Origin of the sequence: Arthrobacter sp. NPDC058288 (assembly GCF_042880995.1) — a bacterium.
Classification (GTDB): Bacteria; Actinomycetota; Actinomycetes; order Actinomycetales; family Micrococcaceae; genus Arthrobacter.
In genome coordinates this window covers 570469-595133 of the sequence record NZ_JBHVYH010000001.1, presented here as the reverse complement: position 1 = coordinate 595133, position 24665 = coordinate 570469, and the positions used below count along the sequence as shown (strand labels likewise).

General features: G+C 62.3%; 28 protein-coding genes. 19 read left to right on the top strand and 9 right to left on the bottom strand.

What is annotated here, in order from left to right; translation table 11 throughout:
* The first annotated feature begins 81 nt into the window (after positions 1–81).
* From ACFVWT_RS02805 to ACFVWT_RS02730, 16 genes are all read left to right on the top strand, one after another.
* Complete coding sequence (locus ACFVWT_RS02805) at positions 82–471, top strand: TadE/TadG family type IV pilus assembly protein (protein ID WP_390245009.1); 390 nt, start codon at positions 82–84, stop codon at positions 469–471.
* A complete protein-coding gene (locus tag ACFVWT_RS02800) occupies positions 459–1466 on the top strand; it encodes a pilus assembly protein TadG-related protein (RefSeq protein WP_390245007.1) in 1008 nt (335 codons plus the stop codon). The genes ACFVWT_RS02805 and ACFVWT_RS02800 overlap by 13 nt, the downstream gene beginning before the upstream one ends.
* 33 nt (positions 1467–1499) lie before the next feature.
* Positions 1500–2294, top strand: coding sequence for a Flp pilus assembly protein CpaB (locus ACFVWT_RS02795; RefSeq protein ID WP_390245005.1), 795 nt, complete (start codon positions 1500–1502; stop codon positions 2292–2294).
* On the top strand, positions 2291–3493 hold the full coding sequence (locus ACFVWT_RS02790) for a CpaE family protein (protein WP_390245003.1): 1203 nt from the start codon (positions 2291–2293) through the stop codon (positions 3491–3493). Before ACFVWT_RS02795 ends, ACFVWT_RS02790 begins: the two co-directional genes overlap by 4 nt.
* Complete coding sequence (locus ACFVWT_RS02785) at positions 3490–4965, top strand: CpaF family protein (protein WP_390245001.1); 1476 nt, start codon at positions 3490–3492, stop codon at positions 4963–4965. Before ACFVWT_RS02790 ends, ACFVWT_RS02785 begins: the two co-directional genes overlap by 4 nt.
* 2 nt (positions 4966–4967) lie before the next feature.
* Entirely contained in the window at positions 4968–5918 is a 951-nt protein-coding gene (locus ACFVWT_RS02780) for a type II secretion system F family protein (protein ID WP_390244999.1), read from the top strand.
* Between the two features lie 17 nt (positions 5919–5935).
* Positions 5936–6817, top strand: a complete 882-nt coding sequence (locus ACFVWT_RS02775; protein WP_390244997.1) for a type II secretion system F family protein — start codon at positions 5936–5938, stop codon at positions 6815–6817.
* Between the two features lie 259 nt (positions 6818–7076).
* Positions 7077–7319: a Flp family type IVb pilin gene (locus tag ACFVWT_RS02770; RefSeq protein WP_390244995.1), complete on the top strand. Its 243-nt coding sequence runs from the start codon at positions 7077–7079 to the stop codon at positions 7317–7319.
* 118 nt (positions 7320–7437) lie between these two features.
* Positions 7438–7827 carry a TadE/TadG family type IV pilus assembly protein gene (locus ACFVWT_RS02765; protein WP_390244993.1) on the top strand — a complete coding sequence of 130 codons (390 nt, stop codon included), beginning with the start codon at positions 7438–7440 and terminating at the stop codon, positions 7825–7827.
* Entirely contained in the window at positions 7815–8834 is a 1020-nt protein-coding gene (locus ACFVWT_RS02760) for a pilus assembly protein TadG-related protein (RefSeq protein WP_390244991.1), read from the top strand. The genes ACFVWT_RS02765 and ACFVWT_RS02760 overlap by 13 nt, the downstream gene beginning before the upstream one ends.
* A gap of 41 nt (positions 8835–8875) precedes the next feature.
* Positions 8876–9649 (top strand): Flp pilus assembly protein CpaB, encoded by a 774-nt coding sequence (locus tag ACFVWT_RS02755; protein ID WP_390244989.1) that lies wholly within the window; start codon positions 8876–8878, stop codon positions 9647–9649.
* The gene (locus ACFVWT_RS02750; RefSeq protein ID WP_390244987.1) at positions 9646–10842 is read left to right on the top strand and encodes a CpaE family protein; all 1197 of its coding nucleotides are present in this window, start codon (positions 9646–9648) and stop codon (positions 10840–10842) included. The genes ACFVWT_RS02755 and ACFVWT_RS02750 overlap by 4 nt, the downstream gene beginning before the upstream one ends.
* Positions 10843–12429, top strand: coding sequence for a CpaF family protein (locus tag ACFVWT_RS02745; protein WP_390244985.1), 1587 nt, complete (start codon positions 10843–10845; stop codon positions 12427–12429).
* A 10-nt stretch (positions 12430–12439) separates the two neighbouring features.
* Entirely contained in the window at positions 12440–13372 is a 933-nt protein-coding gene (locus ACFVWT_RS02740; RefSeq protein WP_390244983.1) for a type II secretion system F family protein, read from the top strand.
* A 7-nt stretch (positions 13373–13379) separates the two neighbouring features.
* Complete coding sequence (locus tag ACFVWT_RS02735) at positions 13380–14264, top strand: type II secretion system F family protein (RefSeq protein WP_390244982.1); 885 nt, start codon at positions 13380–13382, stop codon at positions 14262–14264.
* 108 nt (positions 14265–14372) lie between these two features.
* A complete protein-coding gene (locus ACFVWT_RS02730; protein ID WP_390244980.1) occupies positions 14373–14831 on the top strand; it encodes an Hpt domain-containing protein in 459 nt (152 codons plus the stop codon).
* A gap of 42 nt (positions 14832–14873) precedes the next feature.
* On the opposite strand, the gene ACFVWT_RS02725 is transcribed toward ACFVWT_RS02730, so the two are convergent.
* From ACFVWT_RS02725 to ACFVWT_RS02685, 9 genes are all read right to left on the bottom strand, one after another.
* Positions 14874–15644: a response regulator transcription factor gene (locus ACFVWT_RS02725; RefSeq protein WP_390244978.1), complete on the bottom strand. Its 771-nt coding sequence runs from the start codon at positions 15642–15644 to the stop codon at positions 14874–14876.
* A 212-nt stretch (positions 15645–15856) separates the two neighbouring features.
* Positions 15857–16747 carry a tRNA pseudouridine(38-40) synthase TruA gene (gene truA / locus ACFVWT_RS02720; protein ID WP_198011514.1) on the bottom strand — a complete coding sequence of 297 codons (891 nt, stop codon included), beginning with the start codon at positions 16745–16747 and terminating at the stop codon, positions 15857–15859.
* Positions 16748–16778: 31 nt separating this feature from the next.
* Positions 16779–17381: a 50S ribosomal protein L17 gene (gene rplQ, locus ACFVWT_RS02715; RefSeq protein WP_390244976.1), complete on the bottom strand. Its 603-nt coding sequence runs from the start codon at positions 17379–17381 to the stop codon at positions 16779–16781.
* Between the two features lie 77 nt (positions 17382–17458).
* Complete coding sequence (locus ACFVWT_RS02710) at positions 17459–18469, bottom strand: DNA-directed RNA polymerase subunit alpha (protein WP_011692778.1); 1011 nt, start codon at positions 18467–18469, stop codon at positions 17459–17461.
* A 132-nt stretch (positions 18470–18601) separates the two neighbouring features.
* Complete coding sequence (gene rpsK / locus ACFVWT_RS02705; RefSeq protein ID WP_011692779.1) at positions 18602–19003, bottom strand: 30S ribosomal protein S11; 402 nt, start codon at positions 19001–19003, stop codon at positions 18602–18604.
* A gap of 45 nt (positions 19004–19048) precedes the next feature.
* Positions 19049–19426, bottom strand: coding sequence for a 30S ribosomal protein S13 (gene rpsM, locus ACFVWT_RS02700; RefSeq protein ID WP_011692780.1), 378 nt, complete (start codon positions 19424–19426; stop codon positions 19049–19051).
* Between the two features lie 182 nt (positions 19427–19608).
* A complete protein-coding gene (gene rpmJ / locus ACFVWT_RS02695; RefSeq protein ID WP_009358722.1) occupies positions 19609–19722 on the bottom strand; it encodes a 50S ribosomal protein L36 in 114 nt (37 codons plus the stop codon).
* Between the two features lie 69 nt (positions 19723–19791).
* Positions 19792–20013, bottom strand: coding sequence for a translation initiation factor IF-1 (infA, locus tag ACFVWT_RS02690; protein WP_009358723.1), 222 nt, complete (start codon positions 20011–20013; stop codon positions 19792–19794).
* Positions 20014–20166: 153 nt separating this feature from the next.
* The gene (locus tag ACFVWT_RS02685) at positions 20167–21159 is read right to left on the bottom strand and encodes a P1 family peptidase (RefSeq protein ID WP_390244973.1); all 993 of its coding nucleotides are present in this window, start codon (positions 21157–21159) and stop codon (positions 20167–20169) included.
* Between the two features lie 255 nt (positions 21160–21414).
* Between ACFVWT_RS02685 and ACFVWT_RS02680 the strand changes: the two genes are divergently transcribed.
* The 3 genes from ACFVWT_RS02680 to ACFVWT_RS02670 all read left to right on the top strand — a co-directional run bounded on the left by ACFVWT_RS02680 (position 21415) and on the right by ACFVWT_RS02670 (position 24665).
* The gene (locus ACFVWT_RS02680; RefSeq protein ID WP_390244971.1) at positions 21415–22365 is read left to right on the top strand and encodes a carbohydrate ABC transporter permease; all 951 of its coding nucleotides are present in this window, start codon (positions 21415–21417) and stop codon (positions 22363–22365) included.
* Complete coding sequence (locus ACFVWT_RS02675; RefSeq protein ID WP_390244967.1) at positions 22362–23216, top strand: carbohydrate ABC transporter permease; 855 nt, start codon at positions 22362–22364, stop codon at positions 23214–23216. The genes ACFVWT_RS02680 and ACFVWT_RS02675 overlap by 4 nt, the downstream gene beginning before the upstream one ends.
* 102 nt (positions 23217–23318) lie before the next feature.
* On the top strand, positions 23319–24665 hold the full coding sequence (locus ACFVWT_RS02670; RefSeq protein ID WP_390244965.1) for an ABC transporter substrate-binding protein: 1347 nt from the start codon (positions 23319–23321) through the stop codon (positions 24663–24665).

Below are 24665 nucleotides of genomic sequence, written 5' to 3'. Positions count from 1 at the left end.
CATCCGGTGTGCCGCGTCCGCTGAACGCGGAGGCGGCACACCTCTTTCATATCCGAGCTGCATCCACCCTGGGGGGATCCCTTGAAACGCAGCAATTCCCAAAAGCAGGAGCATTCCCGCGGGGCAGTGGCCGTCGAATTCGCCTTGGTAGCACCGATTCTGTTGGCACTTGTTGCCGGCATTGTGGAGTTCTCCTACACCTATAACCTTCAGATCTCGGTTACCCAGGCTGCTCGCGAAGCCGCTAGGACCATGGCCATTACAAATGATCAGACCCAAGCCCAGACGGCAGCGGCAGCCGGCGCCCCCGGCCTAAATGCCGGTTCATTCGTCTATACCTTCAACCCTGGGTCCTGCGCCGCTGACACCAACATGTCCGTTGGCATCTCGTATACGGCCAACACCATGACCGGGCTCTTCGGCAGTTCAGTAACCCTCCATGGAGTAGGAGCAATGCGATGCGGAGGCTAAAACGGCCCAATGACAAAGAACGCGGCGCCGCTGGCGTTCTCGTCGCGGTGATGATGCTGGTTCTCATCGGCGCGGGCGCAATGGCGGTGGATGTCGGCCAGATCTACGCCGAACGTGCACAGCTGCAAAACGCAGCCGACGCGGGCGCCATGGCCGCGGCGCACCAATGCCACAAGGCCGGTGGGTGCACCGTAACCCAAGCCACTGCTTGGGCCCAAGAGCTGGCCGGCCCAAACTCCAACGATGGAGCGACCGATATTGCTTCTGTGGATTTATCAGTCGCCAAACAGGTGACGGTGGCAACATCAACGCGTAGTGGCTCCAACGGATTCCTAACGAAGATGTTTGCCAGCGCGTTGAACGCTCCTCCGGTCACGGTCGGCGCCCATGCCACCGCTTCATTCTTCCCGCCCGGCGGGGGCTCCGGATTTCCGCTGGCCATTTCCGACCAGTGCTACAACCTCTCTGCAGCGAGTCCAACCGGAGTGGTTCAGAAAATTTCCTACAAGCCCGGTGGAACTTGCACCGGTCCCTCCGGAACGCAGATTCCAGGAGGATGGGGTTGGCTGGACCAGGATTCCCCATGTGAGGCGACAACTCAAACCGGCACCAATCTGATGGGATCAGATCCGGGCAACAATCCTCCTAGCGGATGCAAGGAGATCCTCGATGGATGGGCGGCCACGATTCTGGCCGGAGGGGAAGTCAATGTCGCATTTCCCATCTTCGACGATGCCACGAACAAGGGACAAAACGGCAATTACAACATCGTCGGCTACGCAACCTTTAAGATCTGGGGCTGGAAATTCGGCAACAACCACGTCTACGAGTTTCGAAACACCAAAGACGACCCCGGCATGAATAGTTCTCTGGCCTGTTCGGCAGGCAATGACCGCTGCATCATTGGTCAGTTCGTAAAGTACGAGTCCATCGAGTCCTATACCGGAACACCGGGGAAGGACTTTGGGACCGTCGCCATCCGTCTCATCAACTAGCAAATGCATTAACCATTTTCTAAGGGGATAAAAGTGAAAACACGCCTACTGGGAGGCATCGCCGCACTGCTTGTGGCTATTATCGGAACGGTTTTGCTCGTATCTTATGTTCAGAATGCCGATAAGCGCGCTTTGGCCGGCACTGAAACTGAAACTATTTACGTAGTGCAGCAGGCAATTCCGGCCGGTACTCCGGCCGACAAGATGGCCGCCTCCGTGACCAAGAAGGAAGTGCCGAAAGTGGCACTCGCGGACAACAATGTGACCGACCTTGGTTCTCTCGGTTCCAAGGTAACGGCCGTTGCTTTGGTGCCAGGCGAGCAACTCCTCACCAGCCGCATGGTGGACGAAAATGCGTTCCTTGGTCCGTCGCGGATTCAGGTACCTGCGGGACTTCAGGAAATCACACTGAAGCTACCCATTGAGCGTGTCGCAGGCGGGAAGGTCAACGCTGGGGACACAGTGGGCATCTTCCTTTCTTTGGAGGAAGCCACAACTACGGGGACGGATGGGCAGGCCGGCTCCAAGTCCAGCAAGACCCAGTTGAGCTTCCACAAGGTCCTCGTGACCGCCTCTCAGTTCAGTGACGGGGCAGCCGCACAGACCGAAAGCTCCACCACCTCTTCCGGAACAAGCCAAGTGTCATCCACCACGACTGCCAAGACGCAGACCGACGACATGTATTTGATTACGATCGCAAGGAACTCGGCGGATGCAGAGCGGATCGTTTATGCCGCAGAGTTCGGCAAGGTCTACATGTCCAAGGAACCATCCGACGCAGTCGAGGCCGGGGCAAGCTACGTGGACTCCTCAAGGTTGTTCCGATGAGCCGCTTCGTACTGATCACGCCGAACCCTGATTTCGAAAAGCTAGTCCGCCTGGCCACCACCGGAATTCACGGCGAACTACATGTCTTCCAAGTCGACTACCTGCCTGAGAGTCCCGGTGACATCCTTCGGCAGATGGTCGGCGAGCCACCAGAAGTCCTGATTCTGGGTCCTGGGTTGTCGGTGGAAGGATCTCTGAAGCTCGCAGCCGTCATGGACCTCCAATACCCGGAAATAAGTGTGGTCCTGGCCGTCCCGACAACTCCTGAAACTGTGCTGCAAGCAATGCGAGCCGGTGTCAGGGACCTGCTGGACCCCGGTGCCGATCCGGACACGATCCGGGTCATGTTGGAGCGCGCAAGCCTCGCAGCAGCAGGTCGGCGGCGTGGACTCGCACCACAGGCCACCGAACATGCCGATCATGGCGCGGGGCGGGTCATTGCGGTGATGTCACCCAAGGGAGGCGTAGGCAAGACGACTATCGCCACCAACCTCGCCGTCGGACTCGGAAAGACCGCCCCGATGAGCGTGGTGATTGTCGACCTCGACCTACAGTTCGGCGACGTGGCCAGCGGACTTCTGCTCAAACCCGAGTTCACCATCACGGACGCTGTCATGGGGGCTGCGAGCCAGGACTCCATGGTCCTCAAGACCTATCTCACCGTGCATCCGGCCGGCATCTATGCGTTATGCGCTCCGAGCACACCCATCGAGATGGACCAAATAAGCGCAGCCAACGTCTCGCATCTGCTGGAGCAACTGAGGCAAGAGTTCCGCTACGTAGTCGTAGACACTGCTCCAGGCTTGGGCGAACACGTTCTGGCCACCTTGGAACAGGCAACCGACGCAGTGTGGATCTGTGGGATGGACGTACCGAGCATTCGAGGAATGCGAACCGGATTCCACATCCTGGATGAACTGAACCTCGTTCCGGAACAACGCCACATCGTGCTCAACATGGCGGACCGCCGGGCAGGGTTGAGCCTGAAAGACGTAGAGGCCACGATCGGCGCACCAGTGGACGTGGTCCTGCCGCGCTCCAGGACTCTGCCCTTTTCAACCAACAAAGGTGTTCCTGTGCTGCAGGACAGCAGCCGCGACTCCGCAGTCAAAGGTCTCCGCCAACTCGTGGATCGCTTCAAGCCAGATTGGGAAGCAAGACCCCATAAGCAACTCCACAGAAGGGCGGTAGTCCAGTGAGTCTCACAGATCGTTTCCAGCAGCTGCGCGGAGGAGTGCCGCTCGCTCCGGAGAAAGACCAGCCAGTTAAGAGCGACGTCTTCGCGTCCCCTGTGCAGCCCGCAACGCTAGGGCGAATCCTGGAAGCAAAGACGGCGGCAGCCACGCAGACTGACTCGACGGATGTCCAGCAGACGGCGTCCATTGCGAGCGAGGCACTGAACTCGCTCAAAGAGCGTGCCAGCCAGGCACTTTTCGAGCGGCTGGGGTCGAGGATTACAGATTCCTCGATCGACGAGGCGGAGCTTCACCAGTCCGTCAAAGACGAGCTCAAAGCGGTAGTGGAAGCCGAGCAGATCCCCCTGACTTCGCTGGAACGCCAGCGTCTCGTTCGGGAGATCACCGACGACGTCCTCGGCCATGGTCCCATCCAGCGGTTCCTCGACGATCCCGCCGTCACGGAAGTCATGGTGAACCGCTACGACCAGATCTATGTAGAACGCCAAGGGCAGCTCCATCTGACCGACACGAAGTTCACGTCCGATGATGCACTCCGACGTGTGATCGAACGGATTGTCACCAACGTTGGCCGACGAATCGATGAATCCTCGCCTCTCGTGGATGCCCGACTTGCCGACGGGTCCCGCGTCAATGCCATCATTCCGCCGCTCGCTGTCAACGGGCCGGCTCTCACCATACGCAAGTTCGGCCGTGACCCGCTTACCGTTCACAACCTCATCTCGATGGGAAGCCTTTCTCCTGAGATGGCGGAGCTCTTGAACGCCTGTGTTCTGGCCCGGCTCAACATCATCGTCTCTGGCGGCACAGGCACCGGAAAAACGACTCTGCTCAATGTACTCTCCTCCTTCATCCCGAGCGATGACAGAATCGTCACAATTGAGGACGCTGTGGAACTGCAACTGCAGCAAGACCACGTCGTCCGCCTTGAGAGTCGCCCGCAAAACATCGAAGGAAAGGGCGAAGTCTCCATTCGCGATTTAGTGCGCAACTCACTGCGTATGCGGCCCGATCGGATCGTGGTCGGCGAAGTTCGCGGCGGCGAGTGCCTGGACATGCTTCAGGCGATGAACACCGGACACGACGGCTCCATATCCACGGTCCACGCGAACTCACCCCGCGACGCCATTGCACGATTGGAGACTTTGGTTCTCATGGCTGGCATGGACCTTCCACTACGGGCGGTCCGCGAGCAGGTGGCCTCGGCGGTAAACCTGATCGTTCACATTTCACGACTCCGCGACGGGACCCGGCGGGTTACGCACATCACGGAAGTCCAGGGGATGGAAGGAGACGTCGTCACGCTGCAGGATGCGTTCGTCTTCGACTACTCTGCGGGCGTTGATGCCAGTGGACGATTTCTGGGTAAACCGATCCCGACCGGTGTCCGCCCGCGGTTTACCGACCGGTTTGCTGAACTCGGAATTCCTATTTCTCCATCAGTGTTTGGCATGCAGCCGGTCAGGGGACGGTAGCCATGCCAATCGACCAGTCCCCTCTCGTATTTGTTGCAGGTCTTCTTCTGGCTTACCTCGCACTGGCAATCACCATCTCAATTGCGTTCAAGTCCAACGAATTGCCGTTGTCGAGGCGGCGCCCGGCAGAGACTCCGATCCATTCCTCGAACCTGACCAAGTTGACCAATCAAGCTGTCGACACCATTAACAAAGGCCTGCGCAGCCGCGGCTCTGCACTTCTTAGCCGTGAAAAGCTTGAAAATGCGGGACTGAAAAAACAACCGGGCGACTACCTCCTGACGGCAGGGTCCGTTACGTTCGTCGCCATGGTGCTTGGGTTCCTCCTGGGCGGCGTGCTTTTTGCCGCGCTGATGCTCATTCTGGCTCCGGTTGGGCTGATCCTGTTTCTCAATGTCCTGGTCGCACGGCGGCGGAAGAAATTCGATGAGCAGGTGCCAGACACTCTGCAGATGCTCGCCGGCGGTCTGAGGGCCGGGCACAGTCTCCTGCGCTCGATCGACGCGGCCGCCGAAGAGAGTGAAGCTCCGATAAAGGAGGAACTGAATCGCGTAGTCAACGAAACCCGGATCGGACGTGACCTTGGCGAGTCCCTGAACGAGGTGGCTCGACGCACGGCCAACGATGACTTTGCTTCCATAACCAGGGCCATCGATATTCACCGTGAAGTCGGCGGTGATCTGGCCCATGTACTAGACAACGTGAACGAAACCATCAGGGACCGGAATCAGATCCGGGGACAGATCCGGGCCCTGAGCGCTGAGGGCCGGATGTCCGCCATAGTACTCATGGCGCTGCCGATCGTCATGTTCATCGGTCTCACCCTCTTCAACCCGATGTACTCAAAGGTATTCCTTACCACCGTCCCGGGCTACCTGATGATCTTGGTTGCTATTTGCCTTCTGGTTGTCGGCGGATTCTGGCTCAACCGACTCATCAAACCAAAGTTCTAGGAAGCAGGGAGAGAACAATGCAGATAATTGCTTACGCCGCTATTCTGGCGGTGATCGCCCCGCTTTCAATCATGACTTGGTTGGTTGTCACCGGAGACCGGGTTGGACTCCGGAATATCCAGTCGAACCTTGGCCACATTTCCCGGCCCAGGGGGTCGTCGCTGGCAGCCAGCGGCCAACTCGAGGAACTAAGCAGGCGAGTTACGCCTAAGGGGTACGCTGCGTGGCTCGACAAGCAGCTGGCCGGAGCCGGCCGGCCGAAGGACTGGCCGCTGGGCAGGGTCATCATGCTGAAGCCGTTGCTTGCCCTCGCTGGCGCCATCATGGGCATCCTCCTTGTGATGGCTGATCCGTCCGGAATCAAAGTCCTTCTGATGGTAGGGATAACAGTTCTTTTGTACTTCGTGCCTGACATCCTGATTCGGAACTATGCCCAAAAGCGTCGGGAGAAGATCAAGCTGGAGCTCCCGGATGCGCTGGACCAAATGCTGATCTCAGTCCAAGCCGGCCTCGGCTTCGAAACGGCCATGGCCCGTGCCGGGCAAAACGGCAAGGGGCCGCTGGCCGAGGAGCTCATCAGGACCCTGCAGGACATTCAGGTGGGACGTTCCCGCAAGGAAGCGTACCTTGCCATGGCGGAGCGGGTTGACGTACCGGACCTTAGATCCTTCGTGCGGGCAGTTGTCCAAGCGGACACCTACGGAATTGCTATTGCCAACGTACTCAATTCCCAGGCAAAGGATATGAGGGTCAAGAGGCGTCAGCGCGCTGAGGAACATGCCATGAAAATGCCGGTCAAAATGCTGTTCCCGCTCATCTTCTTCATCCTCCCCACGCTGTTCGTCGTGGTTCTCGGACCCACGGTCATGAGCATCATGGAAGTTTTTGCCAGCAAATAACGCCCCGGGCTTCCCTAAGTCCCCAGGCCCAGTACCGGACCCCCTCAGAACCCAGAGCTGAGGGGGTCCTCTTGTGTGTCGGCGGCACGACAACCGCAGCGTATCCGCATGAAAGGCGCAGGCCCACCCCAGCCCGGACGCAAGACGGGCAGGCTTGGCGCAGGATGCTCAAAGTTCCGTCAAAAAGCCGGAGGGTAGTTGCTAGTTTTTTGGCAGAGCTGGTGCAGGACCAGCCACCCAAACTCGCTCAGGAGTCCCAATGCTTTCCGCACTCAAGTACCTCGCCTCCCGCCTCCGCCGTGAAGAAACAGGCGCCACCGCCGTCGAATACGGCATTATGGTTGCCCTCATTGCCGTCGTGATCATCGTTGCCGTCACTCTTCTTGGCGGAACTTTGACCGACATGTTCACTCAAGTGTCGTGCTCCGTTAGCAGCGGCACCTACGCCGCCGGAGCGGATGCGGGCGCTGGCACTTGCACGCCGAAGGTAGTCACCCCGTAACCCTCCCACACCCTCCCGACGCGCCCCTGGCACGTCACCAGGCAAAGTGGCGGCGGCATCCAAGCCGCCGCCACTTTGGCTGTCACCACCCCCGTCGGCCTGAACGAAAGGCACCACCATGTCCAGGGCATCCGAGCGCGGAGCCGTTGCGGTCGAGTTTGCGATCCTGGCGCCTGTCCTCGTCATGCTGCTCCTGGGCATCATGGAGTTCAGCCGGGCCTACAACGTTCAGGCTTCCCTCTCCGCAGCCGCCCGCGAAGGTGTGCGCGTCATGGCCATCTCCAACAGCGTCTCCGCTGCCAACAAGGCCGCGAAGGATACTGCGGTATCCCTTCAGCCCGTGCTGAAGGACACCGACATCAAGTTCAAGAATCTCGATACCGGCACCACCAGCTGCGCGCCGGGTAACCGCATGACCATCACCATCAGCTACAACCTCTCCACCATGACCGGCATCGCCGGCCCGTTCCCCATGACCGGCAAGGGAGCCATGCTGTGCGGCGGCTAGAAAAGCACGACGGCGAGCGCGGCGCCGTGAGCGTGATTGTGGCCATCATGCTTGTGGTGCTGTTGGGCTTCGGAGCGATAGCAGTGGACGTCGGGATGCTCTACGCCGAGCGGACCCAGCTTCGAAACGGCGCGGACGCGGCTGCCCTCGCCATAGCCCAAAAATGCGCAAAGAGCGCCACTGATCAAGACTGCTCCGCCACGTCCACCCTGGCAGCGACCCTCACCAACAGCAATGCCAACGACGGCCTCAGCCACATCAAATCCATAGCGCTCAGTACGACCAATCGCACCGTCACTGTCACGGCCGGCGCGCAGGAAGCCGGCAAAACTGCCAACGAAGTTTCCCTCTTCTTCGCCCGCGTCCTGGGCATGGACTCCGCCGAAGTCAATGCCCCTTCAACAGTGGTGTGGGGCAGCCCCGAAAAGGGGACGACTCCCTTTCCGATCACCGTATCCATCTGCCAGGTCCGCAACAACACGAACATCATGCAGCTACTCCAGTTGCACGGAAAAAACGCCAACATCGACTGCAATTACGGGCCATCGGGTGCATTCGTAGAGGGCGGCTTCGGGGGCCTTAAGCAGGATCCCGGTCAGTGCGGCGCCTTCATCGACGTCGCAAAGAGCACCGCCGGCGGAGATACCGGCAACAACGCGCCGCCAAACTGTGAGGCCACGCTGAACGGCTGGGCGGCGGACATGAACGCCGGCAAGGACGTCATCGTTTTGCTGCCGATCTTCAATTCAGTGACCGGAACCGGAACCAACGCCATCTACGGACTGACAACGTTCGCCGCGTTCAAGGTGGCCGGGTGGAAGGTCGGCAGCTCCGGGCTTCCCTACACCTTCCGCAACCGGACCCCGGACGTCCCGGCCAGTCTTGAGTGCAAGGAACCTTGCCGAGGAATCATCGGAACCTTCGTCAAGTACGTTTCCTTGGCCAATGGCTACACTCTCGGCCCCATAAACCCGGACGGCGCAACCGTCGTTGCGCTCAGCAAGTAGCTCATGAACCCCCACAATTCCCGCAAGCACAGGAGCAGTCAGTGAAGTCACGTTTGTTGGCAGGAGTGGTGGCAGTCCTCCTGGCCATCGTCGGGGCGGTCCTCGTCGTCACCTATGCCCAGGGCGCTGACCAGCGCGCCGTCAAGGACTTGGACCCGGTGGGCGTACTGGTGGTCACCAAGGCCGTCCCCGCCGGCGCAACCGTAGACACTGTCAAAGCATCGGTGGCCCTGGAACAGGTGCCGGGCACCGCCGTCGCAAAATCCGCGCTGGACACCCTCGACGAATCCGCCGGGAAGGTGGCCGCAGCAGACCTTGTCCCGGGCGAACAGCTGCTGGCGGAGAAGCTGGTCGCCCCCGAAGACCTCCAGACGTCCGGTTCGGTGAAAGTACCGGCCGGCCTCCAGGAAGTCTCCTTCCAGCTGGAGCCGCAGCGTGTGGTGGGCGGGCGCCTCCAGCCAGGCGACCACGTGGGCATCTTCATCTCGATGAAAGCCGGCGGCATCGAGGCAAAGGCTGACAAGGAAACCACACAGCTCTCCATCCACAAGGTCCTGGTCACCGCGGTCCAGCGCGCTCCCGAAGGAGCCGCCGCCAAACCGGCGCCGTCGGCGAGCGCCGGACCAGAACCCGACCCCCGGGACGTGAACCTCCCCACCGGTTCCCTGATGATCACGGTGGCGGTCAACGACGTCAACGCCGGCAAGATCGTGTTCGCGTCCGAGTTTGGCGACTCCATCTGGCTCAGCCGGGAACCGCTCGATGCCCAGGACAACGGTCCGCGCATCATGATCCGGCCGGACGTCTACAAATGAGCCGCTTCGTCCTCATCACGCCCGACGTCGACTTCGACGGCCGCCTCCGGCAGGCCGTTGCCGGGGGCCTCCAAGGAGGCGTGCAGACCTTCTTCACCAGCCTGCTCCCCGCCGACCCGAACGACCTGTTCGCCCACCTGAACCAGGAGCGGCCCGAGGTGCTCATCCTGGGTCCGGAGGTTCCCGTGGAGGAATCGCTCCGGCTCGCCACGGTCATGAACGTCCGGTTCCCTGAGCTCAGTGTCATCCTCGCCAGCGAACCGGACCCGGACTTCATCCTGCAAGCCATGCGCGCGGGCATCCGGGACATCCTCTCCCCCGGCTCCGACCCGGCGCAGATCCGGGTCCTCCTGGAGCGTGCCGGCCAGCAGTTCACCAATCGGCACCGCGTCCAGGCACCGCCGCCGATGACGGAAACCAACAAGGGCCTGGTCATCGGCGTTTTCTCCCCCAAGGGCGGGGTGGGCAAGACCACCATCGCCACCAACATCGCCATCGGCCTGGGCAAGATCGCCCCGATGAGCGTGGTGATCGTGGACCTGGACCTCCAGTTCGGCGACGTCGCCTCCGGGCTCTACCTGGACCCCCAGCACACCGTCACGGACGCCGTCTCCCCCGCCGCGAGCCAGGACTCCCTGGTCCTCAAGGCCTTCCTGACGGTCCACCCGGGAAGCATCTACGCACTGTGCGCTCCGCCAACGCCCGTCGACGCGGACGAGATCACTCCGGAACAGGTCAGCCGGCTGCTGGAACAGCTTTCCGAACAGTTCCAGTACGTGGTGGTGGACACCGCTCCCGGTCTTCCGGAAATAGGGCTCGCGGCCATGGAACAGTGCACGGACGTGGTGTGGGTCAGCGGCATGGACATCCCCAGCGTCCGCGGCCTGCGCTCCGGCCTGGACGTGCTGCGCCAGCTGGACATCCTCCCGGAATCCAGGCACGTGGTGCTCAACATGGCCGATTCCAAGCTGGGGCTCACCGTCCAAGACCTCGAGTCGACCATCGGCGCACCCGTCGACGTCAGCATTCCGCGGTCCCGCGCCGTGGCCCTGTCCACCAACCGCGGCATCCCCGTCCTGCAGGAGTCAGCCAAGGACCCGGCAACCAAGGGGCTGAACCAGCTCGTCAACCGGTTCAACCCCGCCTGGCGGGCAACATCGCAACGCAAACTGCACCGAAGGGTAGTGGTCTAGATGAAACTTTCAGAGCGCATCAGCGCAGCCCAGGCCAAAACGCAGTCGCGCACCCAGACCGTTGCGCCGCTGTCGCCGGTTTCCCGCAGCGCCACCGCCACACTCGAGCTGGATCGGCCGGAACCGCCCGCCCGGAAGCCGGAACCGTGGGCCCCGGCAATGCGGGAAAAGCGGACGACGACGGCGGCACCGGCTGCCGCCGTCGTCGCACCTTCAGCGGTGGCCGACCACGCCGACGAGGCTAAACCGAAAGCCCAGCAGCCTGTTGACGCTTTTGCCGCGTTGAAGGAGCGGGCCGCCACGGCGCTGTTCGAGCGCATGGGTGCCCGTTTCAATGACTCGGCCATCACCGAGCTGGAGCTGCGGACGTCCGCCCGCGAGGAGCTCACCCGCATCATCGACGCCGAGCAGGTGCCGCTGTCCACGGAGGAACGCACCCGCCTGGTGCAGGATGTCGCCGACGACGTGCTGGGCTACGGCCCCCTGCAGCGGCTGCTGGACGATCCCGCCGTCACGGAAATCATGGTCAACCGGATGGATCAGATCTATGTGGAGCGGAAAGGCCACCTCACGCTGGCGGATTCCCGGTTCAGCTCTGAAGAACACCTGCGGAAGGTGATCGAGCGCATTGTGTCCAAAGTGGGCCGCCGCATTGACGAGTCCTCTCCCCTGGTGGATGCCCGGCTGGAGGACGGTTCCCGTGTCAACGCGGTGATCCCGCCGCTGGCCGTCGGCGGATCGTCGCTGACCATCCGGAAGTTCAGCAAAGTCCCCCTCACCGTCCGGAACCTCATCGACTTCGGAACGCTGACCCCGGAGATGGCGGAGCTCCTCAACGCCTGCGTCAAAGCGAAGCTCAACATCATCGTCTCGGGCGGAACCGGAACAGGGAAGACCACCTTGCTGAACGTGCTCTCTTCCTTCCTGCCTTCGGACGAACGGATCGTCACCATCGAGGACGCCGTGGAGCTGCAGATCCAGCAGGAGCATGTGGTCCGGCTGGAGAGCCGTCCGCCCAACACTGAAGGAAAAGGCGAAGTGACCATCCGCGAACTGCTGCGGAACTCGCTGCGTATGCGGCCCGACCGCATCGTGGTGGGTGAGGTCCGCGGCGGCGAGTCGCTGGACATGCTCCAGGCTATGAACACCGGCCACGACGGATCCCTGTCCACCGTTCACTCCAACTCCCCGCGTGACGCCGTGGCGCGCCTTGAAACCCTGGTGCTCATGGCCGGGATGGACCTCCCGCTGCGGGCCATCAGGGAACAGATAGCGTCCGCGGTGAACCTGATCGTCCAGATTTCACGGCTGCGTGACGGCAGCCGCCGCATCACCCACGTGACCGAGGTCCAGGGCATGGAGGGCGACATCGTCACACTGCAGGACGCGTTCGTCTTCGACTACTCCGCCGGCGTCGATGCGCAGGGCCGCTTCCTCGGACGCCCCGTAGCTACAGGGATCCGGCCGCGTTTCATCGACCGCTTCGAGGACCTCGGAATCCATGTCTCCCCCGCGGTCTTCGCCACGCCCGGCAGCTCCACCGGGCCCGCTGGCCAGTCCGGCCACCCCGGCCAGGGAATGGCCTAGGTACACTGCCATGCTCATGACCGTAGGAGCCGCGCTCCTCTTCCTCGCCCCGCTCCTTCTGGGGGTGGCGCTGCTGATACCCGGTGCTCCGGAGATCGCCCTGAGCCGCCGCCGTCCCTACGACTCCGACCCGCCGTCGCGGTTGACGCGCCTGGCAAATACCACCGTCGGAGCGCTGGACCGCTTCCTGGCCGCCAGGAACCTTCGCATCTACAACCGGGAGACCTTGGAAACTGCCGGCGTCCGGCTCAGCCAGGCCGAGTTCATCGTCCTGGTGATTGCCGGTGCCGTCGTGGGGGCACTGGTTGGACTGGTTATCGGCGTGCCCGTCGTCTCTGTCCTGCTCGTCATTCTCGCCCCGTTCGTGGGGAATCTGGTGCTCGGCTTCCTTGCCGGGAAGCGGCGCGCGAAGTTCGACCAGCAGCTCGGTGACACCCTGCAGCTCCTCGCCGGCGGGCTGCGGGCGGGCCACAGCATCCTCCGCGCCATCGACGCCGCCGCTGCCGAGTCCCAGAGTCCCACGTCGGAAGAGATGCGCCGGGTCATCACGGAAACCAGCCTGGGCCGCGACCTGCTGGCCTCCCTGACCGACACCTCGGAACGCATGAAGAACGAGGACTTCGTCTGGATCGCGCAGGCCATCCAGATCAACCGCGAGGTGGGCGGCAACCTGGCGGAGGTCCTGGACCAGGTCAATGAGACGATCCGTGAGCGGTCCGAAATCAAGGGCCACATCAAGGCGCTGGCGGCGGAGGGCAAGTTCTCCGCGTACATCCTAATAGCCATGCCCATCGGCATTGTGCTGATGCTGATGGCGGTCAATCCCGGCTACATGGACGCGATGTTCACCCATCCGCTGGGCTGGGCGATGATCGCAGCATCGGTGGTCTTTATGACCATCGGCAGCCTGTGGATGCGCAAAATCATCGATCTGAAGTTCTGAGGCGCATATGAATCCAATAGTGCTGTCCTCGCTCCTCCTGGTATGCCTCCCGATCGGCTACCTGGCATGGTCCGTCCTGTCCGTGGACCGCAAGGCCCGAAGCGCAACAGTGGCGATCCTGACCCGAGGCAGGAGGGCGGCCGAACTCCCCGGGAAGACCCCGGGACGCTCCCTCAGCAGGATTGGCTTCGCGCTGACCCCCGCAGCCTATGTCCGGAAACTCGACCGGCTGCTTTCCCTGGCCGGACGGCCCGCTGCATGGCCCCTGGGCCGCATCCTGGCGGCAAAACCCGCCCTCGGCCTGGTGGGCGCGTCCCTATTCATCCTCATCAGCATGAGCAGCCCCAAACCGATCATCAAGCTTGCCGGCCTGTTCCTGCTCTTCCTGGGCTACTTCATCCCGGACCTGCTCCTCTACAGCAAGGGCATGGAGCGGCAGAAGGCTATGCAGCTGGAACTCGCCAACACCCTGGACCAAATGCTCATTTCCGTAGAAGCCGGCCTCGGCTTCGAAGGTGCCATGGCCCGGGCAGGGGAAAACGGCAAGGGTCCCCTGGCGGATGAAATCATCCGCACCCTACAGGACATGCAGGTGGGACGCAGCCGCCGGGAGTCATACCTCGCGCTTGCCGAACGCACCAACATCCCGGAGCTCCGGAGCTTCGTCCAGGCGATTGTCCAGGCTGACACCTACGGCATTGCCATCAGCCGGGTCCTCCGGATACAGGCCAAAGTGATGCGGGTGAAGCGACGGCAGCGTGCCGAGGAAAAAGCCATGAAGCTCCCGGTGATGATCCTCTTCCCGCTCCTGTTCTTCATTTTTCCGGTCCTGTTCATCGCAATTCTCGGTCCCGCCGTCATCAACACCGTTGTCACATTCAGCGGCCAATAGGGTGCCAAAGTGACAGCTGTCACCCCCTGATAACCCAAGAGACTCAAGGTTTCCACAAGATCTGCCGAAGTCGAGTAAATTGACAGATTCAGGAAGTAGCGTTGTCATATGTCCATTTCAGGCAGTTACACCGAAGGCGAGGGAGCGGACCACATCCCCGCCCTGTCCCCGGCCGCAGCTGCCCCGGGCACTGAAGCCGGCGCGGCTTTTGAGGAAATCCCGCTCGTGGACCTCCTGGTGCTGCAGGATCTCGAGAGCCAGCTGGCCCAGCCGGCCATTGCAAGGAAGTTCGCCCTGGACTACATCGAGATCTGGGAACAGCGCTTCCTCAACCTGACGAACGCCATCATCGACCAGGACCTCACCACCGCCCTGGACGCCGCCATCAGCCTGAAGATCGGCTCGGCGATGGTGGGCGGCCTCCGCCTTGCCCGCCTCGCGGAAGACATCGAGAGCGTGATCCGTTCAGGGAGCTGGGACGCAGGCCAGTCAATGCTGGCAGGCGTCTCCAACCTCGGCCACGAAACGGTTACCCAGCTCCGCCTCAGCTACCTGCCGGCGGCCTAAGCCACCGGCACGCCGCCCGGGCAAGCTGCTGGCGGTGCCCCCCTAGAGTTTGCCTGCTCCGAGACGGTACCCGACTCCCCGGACCGTCTGCAGGAATTGCGGCGAATGGGTATCTTCCTGCAGTTTCCTCCGAAGGTTTCCGATGTGCACTTCCACGGCACGCTCGTCAGCCTCGCTGATATATGTGTTGTCCTGGTAGTAATCGCCCCGGACCACCTTCACCAGCTCCGCCCGGGTGCATACTGCTCCGCCAGCCCGCAGGAGTTCCTCCAGCAGGACAAACTCGCTGCGGGTGAGCTCCAGTTCCTTGCCCGCCAGTTCAGCCGAGCGGGTCCGAGGGCTCAGCCTCAGGTCCCTGTGCTCCAGGATGTCCCCTGATTCTGCTCCCGTTGCTGCAAGCGGTACCGGCTTCGCGGCCGGCGTCGGCCTCTGGGCGTCGCCGTGCCGCGGCCGCCGCATCATGGCGGCCACCCTCGCCCGGAGCTCCAGCGGACGGAACGGCTTGGTGATGTAATCATCCGCGCCCGAGTGCAGGGCAGTCAGCATGTCCGGCTCCTCGGTCCGTCCAGTCAGCATCACCACGTACGCGTCGCTGAATTGCCTGATGCGCCGCAGCACCTCGTATCCGTCGATATCCGGCAGGCCAACGTCCAAGGTGACAACATTCGCGTGCTGATGTCGCACCAATTCCACGCCTTCGCGGCCGTCCGAAGCGCTATGCACCTCAAAACCCGCCTGAAGGAAGACCGATTCCAACAAGTTGCGAATGTCCTTGTCGTCTTCGACAACCACAGCTACACCCAGATCGCTCATGGCCAAACCCCATACATCCCCAGAGACCCCATGCAGGCACCTGCCCATCGCAAATGCCTGTTACACCCCCCGAGGGACTACGCTACAAGAAATCTCGCTTTTAGTCGGCTGTTTTTGCGGGGTAAATTCCTAAATGTCAATTGGCGTGACTTTCCCGTTAACTTTGTCCGCCAGGAAAGGGCCGGTCGCTTTATGCACTGCCCCGTTGATATCTATTTGCGCAGCGCCCTGGTCAATTCGGCCCGGGCCAGCAGCTCGCTGTCCGACGGGTACGCCACTTCCTCGAGCACCAAGGGGTGCGGCGCTGACAACACAGATTTGGCGTCGCGCTTCTGCTCCAGCAGCCGCTCGTAGAGCCACCCCGGTTTCTCGGCCCCGGAACCGACGTACAGGGCCGACCCCACCAGCGCGCGCACCATGTTGTGGCAGAACGCGTCAGCCTGCACGGTGGCCACGATCACGCCGTCGGTCCCGCGTGCGAACTCAAACCGCTGCAGCTCCCGGATGGTGGTGGAGCCTTCCCGGGGCTTGCAGTAGGAACGGAAGTTCTGCAGCCCCAGGAGCTTGGACGCCCCCTCGTTCAGCAGCGACACATCCAGCTGTTCCTTGTGCCACAACGTGGAATACCGGCCCAACGGGTCCCACAACGCCGGACCGTCCGCGATGCGGTAACTGTACCGGCGCCACAGGGCAGAGAACCGCGCGTCGAACCCCTCCGGAGCCACGGTGACGCTGTGCACCTCAATCGCGCCGGTCAGGTCGCCCAGCCCCCTGCTCAGTGCCCCGCGCAGGCGCCGCAGGAGGGCGACGGCGGGATCCAGCTCAACGCCGCGGTTCAGCCCCTGCCACTCCTCTTCCGTGAGGTCCAGGTGGACCACCTGTCCGCGGGCGTGCACGCCCGCGTCGGTGCGCCCCGCCACGGTCACCCGAACTTTGCGCCTGATCAGGAGCGCCAGGGCGCTCTCAAGCACCCCCTGGACTGTCCGCAGGCCGGGCTGCACTGCCCACCCGCTGAAGGGGCCGCCGTCGTACGCCAAATCCAAACGGATACGCAAAAACCCGCCGCCCCCCAAAACGGGGGCAGCGGGTTTCTGGTGGTTCATAGACTTAAGTCTAAGCCAAGGATTTAGCGAATTACTTCGCGTCCTTTTCCTCAGCAGCGGGCTTCTCAGCAGCTTCGGTGGCTTCTTCCGCAGAAGCAGGGGCCTCTTCGGTTTCAGCAGCCTCAGCCTTGGGGGCTTCCGCAGCTTCGGCTTTCGGAACAGCTTCGGTCTCAGCGACCTCAGCCTCGGCGGCCGGAGCAGCAGCAGCTTCCTTCTTGTCGGCGTCGCGCTTGGCGGCGGACGTAGCCTCAGCTACAACAGCCTGCTTGGCGGAAACCGGCTCGAGGACCAGTTCGATGACAGCCATGGGAGCGTTGTCGCCCTTGCGGTTGCCGATCTTGGTGATGCGGGTGTAGCCGCCATCGCGGTTCTCCACTGCCTGTGCAATGTCGGTGAACAGCTCGTGGACAACGCCCTTGTTGCTGATCAGGCCGAGTACACGACGGCGGGAAGCGAGGTCGCCGCGCTTGGCGAAGGTCACCAGACGCTCTGCGTACGGCTTCAGGCGCTTGGCCTTGGTCACCGTGGTGGTGATCCGCTTGTGCTCGAACAGTGCTGCTGCCAGGTTCGCGAGCATAAGACGCTCGTGAGCCGGGCCGCCTCCGAGGCGCGGACCCTTAGTGGGGGTAGGCATAATTGTTTCTCCTCATATGGAAGCCGGTGGGCTGCGCACACCATGGTGCATCCAGCCAGCCGGCCAAGATCTGCTTGTTAGAGCTCGTCGTCGCTGAACGCGGCGTCGTCCTCTTCGATGGCTGCGGCACGTGCTGCCAGGTCGAAACCGGGAGGCGAGTCCTTGAGGGACAGGCCCAGTTCAACCAGCTTGGCCTTGACCTCGTCGATGGACTTCGCACCGAAGTTGCGGATGTCCATCAGGTCGGCCTCGGAGCGGGCAACGAGTTCACCCACGGTGTGGATGCCCTCACGCTTGAGGCAGTTGTAGGAACGGACGGTGAGGTCCAGATCCTCGATCGGCAGGGCCATGTCAGCTGCCAGGGCAGCGTCAGTCGGCGACGGGCCAATCTCGATACCTTCAGCTGCGGTGTTCAGCTCGCGGGCCAGACCGAACAGTTCCACCAGGGTGGTACCTGCGGAAGCTACGGCATCGCGCGGGGCGATGGCCTGCTTGGTCTCGACGTCGACAATCAGCTTGTCGAAGTCAGTGCGCTGCTCAACACGGGTGGCTTCCACGCGGAAAGTAACCTTCAGCACCGGCGAGTAGATCGAGTCGACCGGGATGCGGCCGATCTCGGAGTCGCCGGACTTGTTCTGAGCTGCCGAAACGTAGCCGCGGCCGCGCTCGATGGTCAGTTCGAGTTCGAACTTGCCCTTCGAGTTCAGCGTGGCAATGTGCAGATCCGGGTTGTGGAATTCGACGCCGGCCGGCGGAGCGATGTCCGCGGCGGTGACGACTCCCGGGCCCTGCTTGCGCAGGTAAGCAACAACCGGCTCGTCGTGCTCGGAGGAAACCGACAGGTTCTTGATGTTCAGGATGATCTCGGTGACATCTTCCTTGACACCCGGAACCGTGGTGAACTCGTGCAGCACGCCATCGATCCGGATGCTGGTTACAGCAGCGCCCGGGATGGAGGAGAGCAGGGTACGGCGGAGGGAGTTTCCGAGAGTGTATCCAAAGCCCGGCTCCAGCGGTTCAATGATGAAACGGGAGCGGTTTTCGGAGACGACCTCTTCAGAGAGGGTGGGGCGCTGTGCAATGAGCACTTAGGTTTCCTTTCGGCGAGCATCCGCTATATGACGCAACACAGGTGGTGGAAATTCGGTCTGAAGACTTAACGCGGCTGGGCCTGCCCGGACCCGTTAAGGTCCGGGCAAGCTCCAGCTGCTGGAAACGTCTTAGACGCGGCGGCGCTTCGGCGGGCGGCAGCCGTTGTGCGCGGCGGGGGTGACGTCCTGGATGGAGCCAACCTCCAGGCCGGCGGCCTGCAGCGAGCGGATTGCGGTTTCGCGGCCCGAACCCGGTCCCTTGACGAACACATCAACCTTCTTCAGGCCGTGCTCCTGGGCGCGCTTTGCAGCAGCTTCGGCAGCCATCTGGGCAGCGAACGGGGTGGACTTACGTGAGCCCTTGAAGCCAACCTCACCGGCAGAAGCCCAGGAGATGACAGCACCGTTCGGATCCGTGATGGAAACGATGGTGTTGTTAAAGGTGCTCTTGATGTGCGCCTGGCCAAGCGCGATATTCTTCTTGTCCTTCTTACGCGGCTTGCGAACCGCGCCACGAGTCTTCGGGGGCATTATTTCTCCTACAGAAAGTTATCGGGGGAAAGTCAGCGGCTATTTCTAGCGGCCGGCTTTCTTCTTGCCGGCGACGGTGCGCTTCGGACCCTTGCGGGTACGAGCGTTGGTCTTCGTACGCTGACCGCGTACGGGCAGGCCCTTGCGGTGACGCAGGCCTTCGTAGCTGCCGATTTCAACCTTGCGGCGGATATCAGCGGCCACTTCGCGGCGAAGGTCACCCTCAACCTTGTAGTTGCCTTCAATGTAGTCACGCAGCTCAACCAGCTGTGCGTCGGTCAGGTCCTTGACCCGAACGTCAGCGCTAATGCCGGTAGCAGCCAGGGTTTCGTGTGCACGGGTCTTGCCCACGCCGTAGATGTAAGTAAGCGCAATTTCCAACCGCTTTTCGCGGGGAATGTCTACGCCAGCGAGACGAGCCATAGTGGCAGTACTCCTTGTATAAACCGGAGGTCGTAGGCAGTACACCCGCACTTTCAGTGCGGCCCCAGCCTCCGACCGGGGGTTAGCTGTCCGGGCTCTGTCGAGCTAATGTCCCAGTTCAGCTTGTGCTGCCTTTATTTACTTGCGTGGGTTAGCAACCCAGGGTTTTCCCGTGAAGGAAATTAGCCCTGGCGCTGCTTGTGGCGCGGGTTCTCGCAGATCACCATGACCCGGCCATTACGGCGGATCACTTTGCACTTTTCGCAGATCTGCTTGACGCTCGGCTTGACCTTCATGGCGTTCCTTTGCGTGTTGCAGTTGGTCAGCTGGACCGGCCTTCGGCTAAAGCTCTGGCCGCCCAGTGTTTACTTGTAGCGGTAGACGATACGACCACGTGTGAGGTCGTACGGGCTCAGCTCCACCACTACCCGGTCCTCAGGGAGAATCCTGATGTAGTGCTGGCGCATTTTTCCAGAGATGTGCGCCAGAACGATGTGCTTGTTGGTGAGCTCAACGCGAAACATCGCATTAGGCAGCGCCTCAGTCACAACGCCCTCGATCTCAATGACCCCGTCCTTCTTGGCCATACCCTCCGCTAACTGTTGTTGTCACAGCCTTCCGATTGGCACCGGACATGACTGCGAACGTTTTTGATTGATTGGCTTCTGCCTTTTGACCGCAAAAGGGCACAAACAGGGCAGACAACCAACAGACAACACTACGCCATCTAGGCAGGAATGTTAAATCGGACCATGGTAGCGCACCACCGGGCCATACGCAGCAAATACCCCCGCCGGGGTTGAGATGCCTTCAGCCCGGGAGACGCCGTCCAGGATGGCTTCAGTCACGACGTCGGCCGCCGCGCTTTGCAGCGCAATGAGGCTGAACTGCCGGGGGACATCCGGGCTGCTGTGAAGTTCGACGGCGCCGGTCGCCAGAGCGAACACGGTGTCACCGTCCGCGAGGGTATGGGACGGATTCAGCGCCCGGGCCAGCCCGGCATGGCAGGCGGAGGCGGTCCGCTTGCACTCCACTTTGTTCAGGACTGCATTGGTGGCGACGACCACCAGGGTGGTGTTGAAGGGCGGCATTGCCCGCTCTTCCGGGTCCGCGCCCGGCGGCGGTGTGCCATATGGCAATCCCACCGCGTTAACGACCGCTAGTGCCCCAACAACCACGCCACTGTCCAAGGTAATGGAAGCCGTGCCCACTCCCCCTTTGTACGCCCCCCTGCCGAGGACGGCTCCGGTGCCGGCCCCCACGTTGCCGCGTTCGACGTCGTGCCCGTCCGTTTGGGCGGCTGCAGCGGCAGTTGCCGCGTAACCCATCTCCTCATCAGGACGGGCGGAGAAGTCGCCGCCGCGGCCCAGATCGAAGATGGCGGCGGCCGGAACGATCGGCACCAGCCCTCCGGGCACGGTGAGTCCCCGGTCGTTTTCCTCGCACCAGCGCTTTGCCCCGTGAGCGGCCACCAGGCCGAAGGCGCTCCCGCCCGTGAGCACCACAGCGTCCACGCGCTGGGAAAGCGTGGCGGGGTCCAAGGCATCCGTCTCATGGGTGGCCGGCCCTCCGCCTCGGACGTCAACAGAACCGACGGTGCCGGGCGGCGGCAGCACCACGGTCACCCCGGTGAGCCAGCCGCTGTCCGACTCCCCGCCGTCGGACGCGTGGATAGCACCGGCTCTTTGTACTTGGCCCACCCGGATTCCGGTGACGTCGGTGATCGCTCCCATGGCTCTATTGTGCGCCTACGCCAAGTGAGTGTCCGCTCCCGGGCATTCCGCGACCCGCTGAGCCAAGTCCGGCCGGCAAAACAAACGTTATGCAATACTGCAAGCAACACAGCGTTAACGGGCAAGGAAGCCTTGACTAACAATCCTCTGACGAGGTCTTGTGCGGGATTCTGCCCACCAACCATGTGGTGAAGTGAAGCTACCCCCCACATCCATCGGCCTGCCATCCGCGGGCCCGGAACCGTTAGAGACCGCATGACAAGACAACTTACCGACAGGCCGTCCGCCGTCGCGGAAGCCGGTCCGGCCCTTCGGCGCCGGCCCAAATGGTCCGGAAGGACCCGCCGGGATTTCTTCGTATTCCTGGCCCTCGCACTGCCCAACCTGGTGCTGATCGGGGTCTTCACGTACCTCCCGCTCATCAACAACATCTACTACTCCACCCTGGATTGGACGCTGGGATCGGCGTCCGCCACCGTGGTGGGGCTGGACAACTACGTCACGTTCTTCACCAGTTCCGATGCCGCCAAGGTGCTCGGCACCACGGCCATCTTCACGGTGGTCACCGTCGGCGGTTCCATGGTGCTGGGACTGCTGATCGCACTCGCGCTGAACTCCAAGGTCCGCGGCACCACCTTCGCCCGTTCCGCGGTTTTCGCCCCCTATGTGCTCAGCGGCGTGGGCGTGGGCCTGGTCTGGTTGTTCATCTTTGATCCCGGCTACGGGGTCCTTGCGTGGGTCCTCCGCGGGTTGGGCCAGCAGAGTCCGCAGTGGATCAACGATCCGCAGCTCTCTCTGGTCATGGTGATCATCGTGTACGTCTGGAAGAACCTGGGCTACTGCGCGGTGGTGTACCTCGCGGGGCTGCAATCGCTCCCGCAGGACGTCATGGAGGCAGCATCCCTTGACGGTGCCAACGGATTCCGGCGCTTCCTGAGCATGTCCGTTCCGCTGCTCTCCCCCACCACCTTCTTCCTGCTGATCACCACCATGCTGAGCTCGCTGCAGGCCTTTGACCTGATCAGGATCATGACGCCGCTGGGCAACGGCACCAGCACGCTGATCTACGAGGCCTACCTCCAGGCATTCGGTGCCTTCAACCGGGCCGGATACTCGGCATCCATCTCGGTGGTGCTCTTCGCCATCCTGCTCATCATCACCGTGCTCCAGCTGCGGTTCGTCGAACGGAAGGTGCACTACTCATGAGCACGCACCGGCCACTGTCCCGCGCCAACATTGTCCAGACCATTGCCGGCGGCTACATCCCGCTGATCCTGGCCACCCTCGTGGTGTTCCTGCCGCTGCTCTGGATGATCCTTAGCTCGTTCAAGCAGCCCGGCGAGATCATCACCATGGACCTGAAGATCCTCCCGGAGAGCGTGAACCTGGAGAACTACAACATTGCCATGACAACGGTGCCCTTCGCGCAGTTCTTCCTGAACAGCACCATCGTCACGCTGGTGGGCGCCACCGTCAAAGTGCTGCTGGCCATCCTCACCGCCTACGCCCTGGTTTTTGTGCGCTTCCCGTTCAAGAACGCCATCTTCGTGCTGATCCTCGTCGCCCTGATGGTTCCGCCGCAGGTTTCCATCCTGCCCAACTACATCCTCATCGCCGGGATGGGCGGCAAGAACACTCTCTGGGGGATCATCCTTCCGGGCCTTGGGACCGCCTTCGGCACCTTCCTGCTGCGGCAGCACTTCATGACACTGCCTGCCTCCATCCTTGAATCCGCTGAGATCGACGGCGCAGGCCACTGGCGCAGGCTCTGGCGGATCGTGGTCCCGGTGTCGGTTCCCTCGATCGCCACTGTTGCCCTCGTCACCGTCGTCAGCGAGTGGAACGACTACATCTGGCCGCTCATCATCACGGACCGCCCCGAAACCATGACCCTTCCCGTGGGCCTGACGCTGCTGCAGAACTCCGAGGGGAACGGGTCCGGCTGGGGAATCCTCATGGCCGGCGCCGTGCTGGTGATCGTCCCCATCCTGGTGGTGTTCGCAGCCCTCCAGCGCTACATCGTGGCCGGCCTCACCCAAGGCAGCGTCACCGGTTAGCGCCGCGTTACCTGGCCTGCGCACCACAGCTATCCCGGCTCCACCCCTCACCCAACCCGTACAACGAGTCAGCACGAGCAATCACCTTTGAGAGGATCCACAATGGGTATGAATCTTGACCGCAGGCATTTCCTGGGGCTGGCCGGCGCAGGCGCCGGTGCCGCTGCGCTGGCAGCGTGCGGCGGCCCGTCCACCGGCGGAACAACGCCTGCGAGCGAAGCCGCCGAGATCGACTTCAGCGGCGTCAAGCCCGCCGCCTCCATCGACTTCTGGACCAGCCATCCGGGCAAGTCCCAGGACGTGGAGAAATCCATCATCGCCAAGTTCCACGCCAAGTTCCCGGACATCAAGGTGAACCTGGTCACCGCCGGCGCCAATTATGAGGAAATCGCCCAAAAGTTCCAGACCTCACAGGCGGCCAAGGAGGCACTGCCCGGCGTTGTGGTGCTTTCCGATGTCTGGTGGTTCCGCTACTTCACCAACGGCAACATCATCCCGCTGGACGGCCTGGTGAAACAGCTGGACATCAAGGTGGACGACTTCCAGAAGTCCCTCGTGGCCGACTACCAGTACGACAACAAGCAGTGGGCCCTCCCCTACGGCCGGTCCACGCCGTTGTTCTACTACAACAAGGACCACTTCAAGGCTGCCGGCCTGCCTGACCGGGCACCGAAGACCTGGCAGGAATTCGCCGAATGGGCGCCCAAGCTGAAGGCAAGCTCCGGCGCTCAGTACGCCTACATCTACCCGGCCCTGGCGGGCTACGCCGGCTGGACCCTGCAGAACAACCTCTGGGGCTGGGGCGGCAGCTGGTCCAACGAGTGGACCATCAACTGCGACTCGGAGGAATCGGTGGAGGCACTGCAATGGGCCCAGGACTCCATCTACAAGGACGGTTGGGCGGGTGTTTCCTCGAAGGAGGCGGCGGACGACTTCGCAGCCGGCATCACGTCCTCCACCATCTCGTCCACCGGGTCCCTGCTCGGCGTGCTGAAGTCCGCCAAGTTCAACGTGGGCGTGGGCTTCCTTCCGGGCGGCCCCAAGGTGGAGAGCGGCGTATGCCCCACCGGCGGTGCAGGACTGGGCATTCCCAGCGGCGTAAGCAAGGAAGTGCAGCTGGCTGCGGGTACCTTCCTGAAGTTCATGACCGAACCGGAAAGCACCGCTGAATTCTCCGCGGCAACGGGCTACATGCCCACCCGTGTGTCCGCCGACATGACTTCGGTGCTGGCCAAGACGCCGCAGATCAAAACGGCCATGGACCAACTGGCGGTAACCCGGGTCCAGGACAATGCCCGCGTGTTCCTGCCCGGCGCAGACCAGGAAATGGCCAAGGCCGCGGCGAAAATCCTCACCCAGCAGGGCGACGTCAAGGCCACCATGACGGCGCTGAAGTCCACGCTTGAGGGCATCTACACGAAGGACGTCAAGCCCAAGCTCAAGAGCTGA

Coding starts and splice junctions, on each gene's coding strand:
- ACFVWT_RS02800 (WP_390245007.1), top strand. CDS start 459: ATGCGGAGGCTAAAACGGCCCAATGACAAAGAACGCGGCGCCGCTGGC.
- ACFVWT_RS02790 (WP_390245003.1), top strand. CDS start 2,291: ATGAGCCGCTTCGTACTGATCACGCCGAACCCTGATTTCGAAAAGCTA.
- ACFVWT_RS02780 (WP_390244999.1), top strand. CDS start 4,968: ATGCCAATCGACCAGTCCCCTCTCGTATTTGTTGCAGGTCTTCTTCTG.
- ACFVWT_RS02775 (WP_390244997.1), top strand. CDS start 5,936: ATGCAGATAATTGCTTACGCCGCTATTCTGGCGGTGATCGCCCCGCTT.
- ACFVWT_RS02770 (WP_390244995.1), top strand. CDS start 7,077: ATGCTTTCCGCACTCAAGTACCTCGCCTCCCGCCTCCGCCGTGAAGAA.
- ACFVWT_RS02765 (WP_390244993.1), top strand. CDS start 7,438: ATGTCCAGGGCATCCGAGCGCGGAGCCGTTGCGGTCGAGTTTGCGATC.
- ACFVWT_RS02750 (WP_390244987.1), top strand. CDS start 9,646: ATGAGCCGCTTCGTCCTCATCACGCCCGACGTCGACTTCGACGGCCGC.
- ACFVWT_RS02745 (WP_390244985.1), top strand. CDS start 10,843: ATGAAACTTTCAGAGCGCATCAGCGCAGCCCAGGCCAAAACGCAGTCG.
- ACFVWT_RS02740 (WP_390244983.1), top strand. CDS start 12,440: ATGCTCATGACCGTAGGAGCCGCGCTCCTCTTCCTCGCCCCGCTCCTT.
- ACFVWT_RS02735 (WP_390244982.1), top strand. CDS start 13,380: ATGAATCCAATAGTGCTGTCCTCGCTCCTCCTGGTATGCCTCCCGATC.
- ACFVWT_RS02730 (WP_390244980.1), top strand. CDS start 14,373: ATGTCCATTTCAGGCAGTTACACCGAAGGCGAGGGAGCGGACCACATC.
- ACFVWT_RS02725 (WP_390244978.1), bottom strand. CDS start 15,644: ATGAGCGATCTGGGTGTAGCTGTGGTTGTCGAAGACGACAAGGACATT.
- truA (WP_198011514.1), bottom strand. CDS start 16,747: ATGAACCACCAGAAACCCGCTGCCCCCGTTTTGGGGGGCGGCGGGTTT.
- rplQ (WP_390244976.1), bottom strand. CDS start 17,381: ATGCCTACCCCCACTAAGGGTCCGCGCCTCGGAGGCGGCCCGGCTCAC.
- rpsK (WP_011692779.1), bottom strand. CDS start 19,003: ATGCCCCCGAAGACTCGTGGCGCGGTTCGCAAGCCGCGTAAGAAGGAC.
- rpsM (WP_011692780.1), bottom strand. CDS start 19,426: ATGGCTCGTCTCGCTGGCGTAGACATTCCCCGCGAAAAGCGGTTGGAA.
- rpmJ (WP_009358722.1), bottom strand. CDS start 19,722: ATGAAGGTCAAGCCGAGCGTCAAGCAGATCTGCGAAAAGTGCAAAGTG.
- infA (WP_009358723.1), bottom strand. CDS start 20,013: ATGGCCAAGAAGGACGGGGTCATTGAGATCGAGGGCGTTGTGACTGAG.
- ACFVWT_RS02685 (WP_390244973.1), bottom strand. CDS start 21,159: ATGGGAGCGATCACCGACGTCACCGGAATCCGGGTGGGCCAAGTACAA.
- ACFVWT_RS02680 (WP_390244971.1), top strand. CDS start 21,415: ATGACAAGACAACTTACCGACAGGCCGTCCGCCGTCGCGGAAGCCGGT.
- ACFVWT_RS02675 (WP_390244967.1), top strand. CDS start 22,362: ATGAGCACGCACCGGCCACTGTCCCGCGCCAACATTGTCCAGACCATT.
- ACFVWT_RS02670 (WP_390244965.1), top strand. CDS start 23,319: ATGGGTATGAATCTTGACCGCAGGCATTTCCTGGGGCTGGCCGGCGCA.